Annotated in this window: 16 protein-coding genes and 1 pseudogene; 5 read left to right on the plus strand and 12 right to left on the minus strand. The window is 37.4% G+C overall.

Going from position 1 to position 12,043, the window contains the following annotated elements:
- Position 1 precedes the first annotated feature (1 nt).
- Positions 2–1,207, minus strand: coding sequence for a quaternary amine ABC transporter ATP-binding protein (locus M3234_RS15380; RefSeq protein ID WP_262305577.1), 1,206 nt, complete (start codon positions 1,205–1,207; stop codon positions 2–4).
- Between the two features lie 524 nt (positions 1,208–1,731).
- On the opposite strand from M3234_RS15380, the gene M3234_RS15385 reads away from it, so the two are divergent.
- The gene (locus M3234_RS15385; RefSeq protein WP_262305578.1) at positions 1,732–2,676 is read left to right on the plus strand and encodes a c-type cytochrome; all 945 of its coding nucleotides are present in this window, start codon (positions 1,732–1,734) and stop codon (positions 2,674–2,676) included.
- Positions 2,677–2,772: 96 nt separating this feature from the next.
- Positions 2,773–3,474, plus strand: coding sequence for a response regulator transcription factor (locus M3234_RS15390; protein ID WP_262305579.1), 702 nt, complete (start codon positions 2,773–2,775; stop codon positions 3,472–3,474).
- 118 nt (positions 3,475–3,592) lie between these two features.
- Here the strand turns inward: M3234_RS15390 and M3234_RS29695 are convergent, their stop codons facing one another.
- Together M3234_RS29695 and M3234_RS15395 are read right to left on the minus strand one after the other, a co-directional pair.
- Positions 3,593–3,784, minus strand: coding sequence for a DUF5613 domain-containing protein (locus M3234_RS29695; RefSeq protein WP_396953955.1), 192 nt, complete (start codon positions 3,782–3,784; stop codon positions 3,593–3,595).
- Positions 3,774–4,733, minus strand: a complete 960-nt coding sequence (locus tag M3234_RS15395) for a threonine ammonia-lyase (protein WP_262305580.1) — start codon at positions 4,731–4,733, stop codon at positions 3,774–3,776. Before M3234_RS15395 ends, M3234_RS29695 begins: the two co-directional genes overlap by 11 nt.
- A gap of 584 nt (positions 4,734–5,317) precedes the next feature.
- Between M3234_RS15395 and M3234_RS15400 the strand changes: the two genes are divergently transcribed.
- The gene (locus M3234_RS15400; RefSeq protein ID WP_262305581.1) at positions 5,318–5,530 is read left to right on the plus strand and encodes a hypothetical protein; all 213 of its coding nucleotides are present in this window, start codon (positions 5,318–5,320) and stop codon (positions 5,528–5,530) included.
- A 53-nt stretch (positions 5,531–5,583) separates the two neighbouring features.
- Positions 5,584–6,528 carry an NAD-dependent epimerase/dehydratase family protein gene (locus M3234_RS15405; protein ID WP_262305582.1) on the plus strand — a complete coding sequence of 315 codons (945 nt, stop codon included), beginning with the start codon at positions 5,584–5,586 and terminating at the stop codon, positions 6,526–6,528.
- 57 nt (positions 6,529–6,585) lie between these two features.
- On the opposite strand, the gene M3234_RS15410 is transcribed toward M3234_RS15405, so the two are convergent.
- The 8 genes and pseudogenes from M3234_RS15410 to M3234_RS15445 form a co-directional block, all read right to left on the minus strand.
- A complete protein-coding gene (locus tag M3234_RS15410; RefSeq protein ID WP_262305583.1) occupies positions 6,586–7,014 on the minus strand; it encodes an amino acid permease in 429 nt (142 codons plus the stop codon).
- A 24-nt stretch (positions 7,015–7,038) separates the two neighbouring features.
- A complete protein-coding gene (locus M3234_RS15415; RefSeq protein ID WP_311315659.1) occupies positions 7,039–7,371 on the minus strand; it encodes an amino acid permease in 333 nt (110 codons plus the stop codon).
- A 150-nt stretch (positions 7,372–7,521) separates the two neighbouring features.
- The gene (locus M3234_RS15420; RefSeq protein ID WP_262305584.1) at positions 7,522–7,851 is read right to left on the minus strand and encodes an HIT domain-containing protein; all 330 of its coding nucleotides are present in this window, start codon (positions 7,849–7,851) and stop codon (positions 7,522–7,524) included.
- A 44-nt stretch (positions 7,852–7,895) separates the two neighbouring features.
- A pseudogene (locus M3234_RS15425) lies at positions 7,896–8,054 on the minus strand (DinB family protein); the annotation flags it as partial.
- A 76-nt stretch (positions 8,055–8,130) separates the two neighbouring features.
- Positions 8,131–8,718: a hypothetical protein gene (locus M3234_RS15430; protein ID WP_262305585.1), complete on the minus strand. Its 588-nt coding sequence runs from the start codon at positions 8,716–8,718 to the stop codon at positions 8,131–8,133.
- A gap of 13 nt (positions 8,719–8,731) precedes the next feature.
- Positions 8,732–8,878 (minus strand): hypothetical protein, encoded by a 147-nt coding sequence (locus tag M3234_RS15435; protein ID WP_262305586.1) that lies wholly within the window; start codon positions 8,876–8,878, stop codon positions 8,732–8,734.
- A gap of 15 nt (positions 8,879–8,893) precedes the next feature.
- Positions 8,894–9,280: a RidA family protein gene (locus tag M3234_RS15440; RefSeq protein WP_262305587.1), complete on the minus strand. Its 387-nt coding sequence runs from the start codon at positions 9,278–9,280 to the stop codon at positions 8,894–8,896.
- Positions 9,281–9,421: 141 nt separating this feature from the next.
- Complete coding sequence (locus M3234_RS15445) at positions 9,422–9,682, minus strand: hypothetical protein (RefSeq protein ID WP_262305588.1); 261 nt, start codon at positions 9,680–9,682, stop codon at positions 9,422–9,424.
- 437 nt (positions 9,683–10,119) lie between these two features.
- On the opposite strand from M3234_RS15445, the gene M3234_RS15450 reads away from it, so the two are divergent.
- Positions 10,120–10,986 (plus strand): LysR family transcriptional regulator, encoded by an 867-nt coding sequence (locus M3234_RS15450; RefSeq protein WP_262305589.1) that lies wholly within the window; start codon positions 10,120–10,122, stop codon positions 10,984–10,986.
- A gap of 88 nt (positions 10,987–11,074) precedes the next feature.
- Here M3234_RS15450 and M3234_RS15455 read toward each other — a convergent pair whose 3' ends face one another.
- Positions 11,075–12,034, minus strand: coding sequence for an ABC transporter ATP-binding protein (locus tag M3234_RS15455; protein WP_262305707.1), 960 nt, complete (start codon positions 12,032–12,034; stop codon positions 11,075–11,077).
- Positions 12,035–12,043: the final 9 nt, after the last annotated feature.

Raw genomic sequence — 12,043 nt, forward strand, 5'->3', positions numbered from 1 at the left:
CTCATTCACTCTCCAAATCGTTCAAGGAATCTTTGTTTCCTGCCAACGCACCAATCACGGCACCGCGAATGACCACACCTAATAGGCGGTGCTCTTCATCGATCACAGAGATTGGCAGACTCGATGTGGCGATTACGTCCATTAGTTCAGCGAGTAAGGTGTCTCCGGAAACCGTTGGTATATCCGTTGCCATGACTTCGGCAATCGATTGATTCTGATCAATGGCCTGTCGTGCCGATTCAGCCGTGATGGCACCTAATAGTTTCCGATGGCGATCAACGACAAACACACTGGAATATCCCTGCTTCCGCATGATTTCCAATGCCACCCGCGGCCCCCGGTCTACAGCAATTCTTTCTGCTGCTTTCATTACGTGGGATGCCGTTAATATTTTTGATAAATCTACATCTTCCACGAATTTCTCGACAAATTCATTCGCAGGATTCATTAGAATTTGCTCAGGTGTTCCCAGTTGAATGATACTGCCATCCCTCATCAACGCAATCCGATCGCCGATTCGCAATGCTTCATCCAAATCATGGGTAATAAAGATAATCGTTTTCTTATATTTATCTTGGATCTCCAGCAATTCATCCTGCATATCTTTCCGAATTAACGGGTCGAGCGCACTGAATGCTTCGTCCATCAAGATGACATCTGTATCACTGGCAAGTGCCCTGGCTAGTCCCACCCGTTGTTGCATGCCGCCGCTTAATTGTTTGGGCAGCTGATTTTCGTAACCTTTTAACCCGACAATCTCCAATGCACTAAGTGCTCTTTTCCGTCGCTGTTCAGCAGGGACCTTCTGAATTTCCAGGCCATATTCCGTATTTTCCACGATCGTTTTATGAGGAAATAAGGCAAAATTCTGAAACACCATGCTAATCTTTTTCTGCCTGACCTCCCTTAAGCGCGCATCACTCATCTTCACGATATCTTCATTGTTAATCAGGATTTCTCCGATAGTCGGCTTAATCAGCCGGTTAAACATACGGATTAACGTGGATTTTCCGCTTCCGGATAAACCCATAATGACAAAAATTTCACCAGGGTAAATGGCAAAGGAAACATTTTTTACCCCAACGGTCTGTCCGGTGGCTTTCAATATTTCCTTCTTGGTCTTCCCTTGTTTCAATAACTCGATTGCAGCCTTTGGATTATTGCCAAAAATCTTAGAGACCCCTCTGACCTCTATGTTGGGATTCATGCAGTCACCTCATCCAATTAATTAACCGTATCATATACATTTTTGCCGAATATCCCTATTCTATGTTACTTCCGCCAAATTTTTAGCTAGAAAAGGTACTATTCGAGTAACTCAAAATCTACTGCAAAGGTCCTTTCTATAGGAAACTCAATTAAAAAAACGCTAATCTTTTTAACGGGTTCCGTTTCCTATCGCAAAACGTCAATTTGTACAGAAAAATGCAAACCAAAATGTAATCTATTTTGCATTTTAATATGTAGGTCAATTTGTAAGGATAGAGAGGTTCAAACACATTAGAAATAGCAAGGATTTTTTTAGTCGTTCTTATCCCTTCACTTTGTTCGAAAAAACCAATCCACTTGTGTCCATTTATTGAACTCCCCTCTCATTGACCCCATGTTCACGAAACGCTCAATTTTACTTAACCGAATCTTAACACTCGTTTTAGATAATGAGCCTGTAAAAACAAATCGGATAGATCCTCTCTTATGAGAAATCCCCCTGATATGGAGATGAGCTTAAACATGAATAAATTATTTATTTCTTCCGTAGCGGCTATTGTTGCCACGATCGCGCTTGGATTTAGTGTATTTTTCTTATTTATACTAGATTCAAAGGGGCAGCCGACTGTAAGTTCTGCGGCATCAGCACCAGCATCAACACCTGGAAAACAAATAGAAACCAAACCAGAACATCCTTATTTACCGCCAAGTATGGACAATGTTCCAGTAGGGGAAGAAGGGGAATTAATTAAATTAGGGTATAAAGAACATAATGAAACGAGCACGGTTTTGGATGAGTATGTAGGAAACAAACTGAGCTGCGCCAGCTGTCATGCGGATGGTGGAATTGGTTCTTCTCTTGACCTAGTAGGTATTTCAAAAACGTATCCACAATATAATCCACGTGCAGGAAAAGAGGTTACCATCGAAGAACGTATTAACGGCTGTTTTAAAAGAAGTATGAATGGAAAACCACTTCCTTTAGATAGCAAAGAAATGAAAGCAATGGTTGCTTATTATCAATACATTTCAACCAATGTTCCTGATGGCACAAAGGAAAGACCTTGGGCTAAAATGCCAAAGGCTGAAGGTGATTTAACTGCGTTAAATGTGGATGCCGGCCGGGAACTTTACAATAAAGCCTGCATTACCTGCCACGGTGAAGGCGGAGACGGTGGCGCCACAGGACTTCCTCTTTGGGGAGATGAATCTTACAATATTGGAGCGGGTATGGCTCGGGTAAGAACGGCAGGAGGCTTTATCAAAAAGTATATGCCTAAAGCACCGATGGGCGGTTATGAAGCAGGTTCCTTCACAGATGAAGAAGCGATGAATATCGCAGCCTATATTAACTCTATGTCTAGACCGGATTTTCCTAATAAAATGAATGATTGGCCGAAAGGCGATGCACCGGACGATGCAGCCTATGAAACACTTGCAGGGAAGAAGGATACGGTAAACAAATAATAGAATGGCCCGTTAACAGCGGGTCGTTTTTCTACATAAAACAACCTTTTGTGAGTCTCTTTTTATCACTATAATAGAGGTAAGGGGCTGAGACAGTTGGAAGATAAAAAATTAAGAGGAAAGACCATTTTAATTATCGATAATAATAAAGAAAACAGAGCTGTGTTAAGATTTCATCTCACAAGGCAAGGTTTTGAAATATTGGAAGCTGCCGATGGACAAACAGCTCGTGAGATGTACTTGAAACACGATCCTTGTTTTGTGCTTCTAGAAACCTCTCTTCCTGATATGGATGGACTCGAAGTTTGCTCCTGGATGCGTTACAAACTGGGAAGTAACGTACCCATCATCATTGTATCTTCTAATAATTCAGATCAAGATCGAATTGAAGGGCTGAAACGCGGTGCCGATGATTATATCGGTAAGCCATATAATGTAGAGGAATTGTCAGCTAGAATTGAAACAGTTTTACGAAGAACCGCCAATCGTTGCAGTAAGCTAAGCTATAAAGGGTTAACGATTAAACCATTGAAGGGAGTCGTTAAATTCCACGATGAAGTACTGGATTTAACCCATTTCGAGTACAGATTGCTCTATCTATTCATGACCCATCCAGATCAAATTTTTTCAAGAGAACAAATCATTAATACCGTATATAAAAAGAATGAAAAGATCATCAATGAACGAACAGTAGATGTCCATATCAAAAATTTAAGAGAAAAAATTGCGGCGTACACAGATTATCCTTTTATCGTAACGTTAAGAGGGATTGGGTATAAGTTTACAACAGAAGGTTAGGGAAATGTATGTAAAAGTGTGCCTGACACTACCAGGCACTGAGATAGTAGGTATCAAACCATGCTTTGAATTGTATGTAAATACGCACGTTTATCTCCCAACTAATCCCGATTTACTTTTAGTGCTTCATATTTAAATCCATAGTACTGATAGTTTTGTTTTCTGTACATTTCTCTAGGGGTATCTTCCCCGTCGTTATATTATCAGGAAAAGAAAATTTTACGTGTTTTTGGCCCCTTTTCAGATGGTAATCCCTTAGGTAATTTTCAGCCTCTTTGAATGCATAAAGAGAACATATGCTATTTTTCAACTAAATTTTTAAACCTTGACCAAGAAACATTACGACCCGTAACAACAACCACTACTTTTTTACCTTTTAGTTCATGTTCTCCATACTTTAAAGCAGCCACTCCAGCCGCGCCTGAAGGCTCAACCATGTAATTAGCATGTAAAAGCCTCTTCATCCCCATTACTATATCTTCATCAGATACAGTAATTATTCGATCCATGTATCTTAAAATAATTGGGAAAGTAATGGTTTCTGGCTCAATTGGACCACTTAATCCTTCTGCAATAGAGGGTTTTAAATTTACAGATGTGGCTCTTCCTTGTTGATACCAAACGGCAATCGTAGGACTATTGGCAGTCTGGACGCCCCAAATTTGAATGTTGGGGTTTATAGACTTAAGAGCAATACATATTCCAGAGGTTAGTCCCCCGCCTCCTATGCCCGCAATCACAATATCCACATCTGATAAGTCATTTACTATTTCTAAACCTACAGTGCCTCCAGCTGCAATCATCGCTTCATCATTATAGGCTGAAACAAAAGTAAGTCTATTTTCTTTAGCATCCAAAAGGGCAGATTGTCTAGCCGCCTCTATGGAAGGAAAGAACTTTAGTTTCACACCATAACTCTCCAACATGGTAACCTTACTCGGATCCGCATCTTCGGGTAAGTAAATATGTGCCTCCATGTTCAACTTTTTAGCTGCAAATCCTAAACCTATTCCGTGGTTTCCCGCCGAAGGAGCAATAACACCACTATTTTGGTCATTTTGCGGTAAGGTCAAAACTTTGTTAAACGCTCCACGAGCTTTAAAACTACCAGTTACTTGGAAATTTTCTAATTTTAAATATATATCCGTATGGTGGATTCGGCTTAAATTTTCACTATATTCTAATGGTGTATGATGGATATAATCGTGAATTCGTTTCTTTGTTTGTATAATTTCTTGTAAAGTAATGATTTTCTTCAAATGTCTCACTCCTTTTTGTCATTACGAATAAACAGGATTATTCTAAAAAACAATTTTACGCGTGCCATTTTTATGAAGTTTAGAAATTTTATTCATAAATTAATACTAACAGTTAATTTTTTCGGAGGGGTAATACCAAAAAGTTTTAAACTCATAACGTTAAGTTATTAACCTAGTACGAAAGAAAGGTTGCATTACCATCAAAAATCATTTCAGTTATTCTTTATGATGAAAGGAACTGTAACACTGAAAGTAAATTGAGCAAATTTTCCATATCAATTCAAATGAAGCAAAGGAAATTCTCCCTTTTGCACACCATCAAATACTAAAAGAAACCACAGACAATCCGAGTTTTTAGTTATTTCCAGCCCAAATCTGTGGGGGTTAGAATGAATTTATAGAGGAAAGAACATTCCTTAGACCTCTATTGGTCTCTTCATTCATATGACTATCAAACTTATAAATATTTCAAACCATCCCCCTATAACTTTAAGTTATAAACCTATAGAACATAGGTATTTCCAATTTCTTCATACCTTGGATAATATGTTATTGTCATTTAAACATTTTGGGGGAATAAAAACATGAAAGTAAGTATTATCGGAACCGGACGAATGGGCAGCGGTCTTGTTAAAACGATTGATCCATATGTAGATGAATTAATTTGGGCCTCTAGGGATAAAGAACGTATTGAGTCAATCATACATGCCAATAAATTATCCCGGATTGTACCCGTCGGGAAATTGCGATTAGGTATGGGAACTACCCCTATGTATCAAATCGGTTATTTGGTATGAAATTTGGCTACTAAGATTTTTGAACTATTTTTAACTTGGAGGGACTGATTATAGTGAAAGCAATCGTTTTTGGAGGAACTGGCTTTATTGGAAGTCATGTGGTAGAACAGTTGAAATTAAGCGGTCATGAAGTGACTGCGGCCGTCAGAGAAACCAGTAATACGACTTTCTTAAAAAAACTAGGTGTAAACATTGTTAAAATCGATTTCCAAAATCATTCTTTAATCGGCCATGCCATTAAGGGCCACACTGTCGTCTTTAATTGTACAGCCGATCCAAATTTCGGAATCTACAAGGACATTAATGACTCAGAAGAAATCATTTTGGCGAAAAAATTGATCAAAGCAGCGGCAAAAAACGGGGCCAACCGGTTTATACAGTTGAGCACAATAGTAGTTTATGATTTTAGAACAGAAGAACCTATAGATGAATTATATGAAACCAAACCCGATTATCCCATTCAAAGGTTTAAATTAGAAAAGGATCAAGTTATCCAAGAAATTGGATTGAAAGAAGGCATTTCAACCATCATTCTTAGACCGGCAAGTACGATTGGTCCTAGAGATGCCAAGTCATTTTTCTCACGGCTTCTAAATGCCCATTTCAACGATCAATATCCTCTCGCCAATAATGGGAAATCGAAAGTATCACTAATAGACACTCGAGATATCGGGCGTTGTATGGTGTTTTTAGGAGATACAAAAGAAAAAAATATAGACGGTGTCTATCTTCTTAAGGGGTTTGATACTACTTGGCAAGAACTGAAGAAGGAAATTGATCGCGCAGTTGGCAGAACTGCAAAAATCGTCCCAATACCGGATCATGACCATTCCTTTGCATCTAAAACATTAACGGTAAACAGAATCTGGAATGATCATAAAATTCGACGATTAGGCTTTGAAACAAAATACACATTGAGTGAAGCGGTTCAAATGTCATTCGATGAACTACTTTGGTCATATATTATTACTAAGCAAACAAAGAAAACCACCGATTAATCAGGCAATCGGTGGTTCTCCTTTGTCCGGACAACTCTAAAAGAGTTTGCCGCCATCCTAATCCAATTTCAAGCCAGTATCCCTCTTCATTAGCTTCAAAACAATCAAATAGACAATGCCGATTCCAAGCCAGATAAATCCAAGTTGCTTAGAAAGTGGATCTAGGTTAATCCAAACATACCCAATAATAATGAACCCTATGATCGGGAGAATCAAGTGTTTGACATAATCCTTGCTTTGTTTTTTCCGCATGAAATAATTGATCACAGACAAATGTAAGAATAAGAAGGAAGATAATGCCCCAAAGTTAACAACGGAAGATAATGCTCCTATTTGTGATTCAAAAGCAACCGTTACAACAACAGACAAAATGGCAATGACAATCGTTCCAATATAGGGTGTTTGATATTTTGGATTTGGCGCCATCCTTCGTTTCTTCAGCCAATGTGGAAATCCCGTCAAATCCCAAGAAGCTAAGCACCGCAATGGAGACAGCCCCCATGACCATACTCATGCTAAAATGGCTTTTATCATATAATGGTTTAATAGCACTTCTGCTCCATTTACCCCTTTGGCGATGGCCACGATGCCAACAATCACAAATATGGCTAAGATGATTAATTCCAAGATGACGATAATTTTATTGGCCCGTGCCGTAAATTCAATCCCTCGGATATTAATGACCGTATTAATGGCGATAAAAATGATTACCCAGACGGTAAGCGGAACTCCCGGAGCCATATCATGTAAGGCGGATGCACTGACTAAATATAATAATGCCGGAACAAAAATATAATCCAGTAAAATGAGCCAGCCGGCAATAAAGCCAACCGAATCATTAATGGATCACTATCCCCTCCGACACGAGTCGAATGAAATAAAATCTTTTATGAATGTAAAAAGAGCCTAAAATAAGTAATGCATAAAAACTTGTCGATTTCAGGCTTTTTTAATTTATTTCTTTTTGTGTTAAAGTACCTATTAGATTAATAACTATCTCAATGGATTTCCAGAGACTATATGCCAATGAAGATGTTTTGAGTCCTGATAATCTCCTAAGTTGGTAATAACTCTACAAGCACCTTTTTCTTCAGTAACCATAGTTGCAACCTTTTTAATTACTCCTAGTAATTCTATAAATAATTCGTTATCACTTTCTTCTAATGTAATTAAAGAAGATATATGCTTCTTTGGTATAGCAACAATATGGACTGGATAAAAAGGTCTTGTGTGATAATAGGCTAATACATTTTTTGTCTCTAACACTTTATTTACTTGGGTTTTACCACTTAATACTTCATCACAATAAAAATCTTCAGTCATAATGCCCTCCCTAAAAATTTCTATAGGCAGCTAAGACAAATATATTATTTTAAACACTTTATAATATCATTGATAGCTTGTAAATGCATTCCTTCATGGAAGATGGTTCGAATTAACACTTGTTCGATTGTTCGCATCCCCATTTCAGTAGGGGGATACTCTTCTTCCAAACGATGTCCATAGTTTTCCATCAACTTGAACGGTGTAAAACACCCTGCCATAACCAATGTAAGGTTATTTTACTAATTCTAAGGTTTCAAGTGAACTCTGCTTGTAAATTTAATTCCCATTTACACTCAGCCAATTATCATGCAACCACTTTTCAGTTACACGTCCATTTTCCCATTTAATCCCTTGCTCAAAGGTAATAATATGTTCATCTGGACCAACAATTACCCACGCCCACGTACCCTCATCTGGCAAATAGCACTTATATTTCATACCAGTAATTGTAACTTTTTCGCCATTTACAGTTATGATTTCATCATGCGGACGTATCCAATGATTCTCTAAACGTTCAAAAAGTTCAGGTTCAGTAAGGTTTAGAAAGAATTGCGCAAGTTGCTCTGTTCTTCTCTCCGAAGGAAGTTGCTGACCTGAAGCAAAACGCTGATCGATCCATGTAACCCCAAGGATTTTATGGCTGACTCTATCAACTGTAAATGAATAATGCTCACCACCAAGTCCATTATTTTCCCCAGTTGACTTTTCGTAACGGAAAATCCATACATCTACTTCATTGTGTTTTCCGCTGCGAATCTCTTTAACTTCATATCCTTCAGGAATGGATAAAACTTGTAATGCCGCCTCTAGAGGAGGCTGAGAATCCAGATTATTCATCAGGACTTTTTGTTCTGCCTGCAGCATATCGTTCACCTCATTATTTTTTTATTCCAGGGGCAGTGATTTTTTGTCTTCGTTTTTCATCCAATGCATCTTTACCTATCGATTGATCAAGAGTACTAAAAATTCCTCTCACTTCGGGAAATTCCTTTTTAAATAGTTCAAATGCTGGGTTCAATGTCATTAAAATACCTTCAAATTATTTAGCTGCCCAAGCTTCAATTTCAATTTTAATATCTGGGTTTGCTAATGCTGCAACATAGGCATAAGTTGTTGCAGGTGGAGTTGCGTTATGGAACTCATTCCATTTCTCAGAAAAAACCTTCCGATTTATATCTTCTGTCAACCAGAAATTTATTTTAAAGATGTTATTTGTACTTAGGCCTTCACTTTCAAGTATTAATTTTATATTCTGAAGTGCATTTACAAATTGGCTTTCAATATCTTTTGGCAATCTCCCCTCTTTGTCATTCCCAATTTGCCCAGATAGAACAACTAATTCCGCTTCTCTAGGTATTACTGTAACGTGGTGGTATTGAGCAATTGGCGGCGATACACTTTCAGGATTTACCCTTTTAATTTCCATATTCTATCACTCCCAATTTTCTAGTTTTCATCATTCACCTACATTTAGTAGATTGGTTAATGCACACCGGTGCTCTTTTTTATGATTACTATCATCCAAAATTCTAACTGATCTATTCCTGTTATTTTCCAATAGGGCTTTTTAGTCAAGTGGAACTTTATCTATATGTCTAGTGATTTTTTGTCTTCGCTTTTCCCTATTCCTCTGCAATTCTCCTTGTTTCCAAATGTATTTCTGCATATAAATGGTTAAAACTTCCTTCATGGTCCTTCCGTTTCTTTCAACCGCATCACGAAAATTGTCTCTAATATTTTTTTGCACATCAATATTCAGTCTGACTGTATTGATCTGTCTATTTTCCGCTTGTTTCTTCCTTGATATTTCTCCTTGTACCCGCTGCATGTAACTACTCCCCTTAGTATTAAGAATGCATAAAGAGAACATATATTATTTTAAGGTTGAACCCCTTTATTGTTATTCGTGTAATGATTTTCTTAACTGTCTCACTCCCTTTTTGTCATTACGAAAAAACATGATTATTCTAGTACACAATTTTACGCGTGCCATTTTTATGAAGATTAGTAATTTTATTCATAAATTAATACTAACAGTTCATTTTTTGTGAGGGGTAATACTAAAAAGTTTTAAACTCATAACAATAAGTTATTAACCTAGTATATAAAGGAAGTAAGTTACTTAGGTGTGGTGTAGTGGATTTCATTCATCGTGGCTATATAGGTATTGATTCCCGCATCATGTAATACTTTACAATTTCCAGACATTGATTGAAAATAAATACAGGAAGAAATGCCCAATACTTCTTAAAGGAGTTGAAACATTTGATTAAACTAAAGCAAATGGAATACTTTGTTACTACTGTTTTATCCGGTAGTCTTACATCCGCCTCTAAAAAATTATTCATTTCGCAGCCTGCTTTAACGAAACAGCTTCAGCAATTAGAAGAGGAACTCGGTTGTCAGTTGTTTTACCGCAAGACAACAGGCCTTGAAATCACCGAGGCAGGAAAATATTTATTCGAAAATGCTAGTAAAATATTGAATGATGTAGAGAATCTAACTGAGCATATGAATACATTTAATCAAAAGAACATTATTCGTATTGGCGCTTTACCCAGTATTGGCAGCCATTTGTTACCTGCACTCATTCCCAAACTAAGCCCAAAATATAAACTGGAACTCACTATTAAAGATACAACCTCTCAACTAGTATCATTAATAGAAAATGGCAAAATTGATCTTGCATTTGTTCAAGATGCTTCTACTTACAATGAAATCATTGTAAAGCATTTATTTAATGAACCCTACGATGCAATTTTATCTCACGATTCCCCTCTAATAGACTTAGAAACTGTTAGTATAGAGCAGTTATTGAGAGAACAATTAATTTTGCAAAAAGTTCCTTGTGATATCAGAGCTTTCTTAGATCGGTATTGCGAAGAGATGGGTTTTTCCATCCATCCAATTATAGAATTAGAATTTAATGATTCCATTATTGCTTTTGTTACAAAGGGGATTGGTTCTTCCTTTGTACCACGTATGGTGGCAGCACATATAAAACACTCGACTCCTTCTGCCATTATTAAATCGATTGAGGATGAGGACTTCAAAAGGAGCATCGATCTATTGTATAAATATGCTTATAAAAAGAAAGCAAATGAGGTTATTCAACATTTGGAACCTTTTTAAGAGTAAAAAAATAGGTCTCGTCTTTTTAACGAAACCTTAATCTTGCTTCACTGGACGCATTGATAAATATGTGCCTCATATGCCAAATTCATTTATACAAATGGCAAGCAGTGAAATGGCCCTTTTTAACCTCTTTCCATTCCGGTTGTTTTTCAGTACAGATACTGGCAGCATGCTTGCATCTAGTTCTAAAAACACATCCACTTGGGGGATCGATGGGGCTCGGAATTTCTCCATTTAATTCAATTTTCTCTCGTTTTGAATGAGGCTCAGGAACAGGCACAGCAGATAAAAGAGCTTGGCTATAGGGATGCAAAGGGTCATTGCATAATGCTTCACTGCTGGCTAGTTCTACCATATGACCTAAATACATGACGAGTATACGGTCAGAAATATACTTTACCATTGATAAATCATGGGCAATAAATAAATAGGTTAAACCCAATTTTTCTTGTAACTCTTTCAATAAATTCACAATTTGAGCCTGAATGGAAACATCTAAAGCTGAAATCGGCTCATCACACACGATAAATTTTGGATTTAGTGCCAGTGCTCTTGCTATACCAATCCTTTGTCTTTGCCCGCCGCTAAATTCATGGGGATACCTGTTCAGATGGTCATGATTTAGGCCTACTAGTTCCAATAATTGTATTATTCTATCTTTACGTTGTTTCCCCTTATGCGTTTTGTGAATATCCAAAGGTTCTCCTATTAAATCTTCCACCGTCATTCTTGGATTTAAAGAGGAATATGGATCCTGAAAAATGATTTGCATTTCTTTTCTAAGACCGACTAGTGACTTTCGAGATAGGTCAAATATGTTCCTTCCTTTGTAAAAGACTTCTCCCCTAGTTGGCTCGTGCAGCCGTAAAATGGTTTTCCCCGCTGTAGATTTTCCGCAACCGCTCTCCCCAACTAAACCAACCGTTTCACCAGGATAAATATCAAAGCTCAAATTGTTTACTGCTTTGACCTGTCTTCCTTTACCTGAATGATAATATTTAGATAAATGATGGATTGAAATGAAAGGTTCATCTTTCTTTATCAATGTATACAC

It is taken from the genome of Neobacillus niacini, from assembly GCF_023715785.1.
GTDB classification, from domain to species: Bacteria; Bacillota; Bacilli; order Bacillales; family Cytobacillaceae; genus Neobacillus; species Neobacillus niacini_E.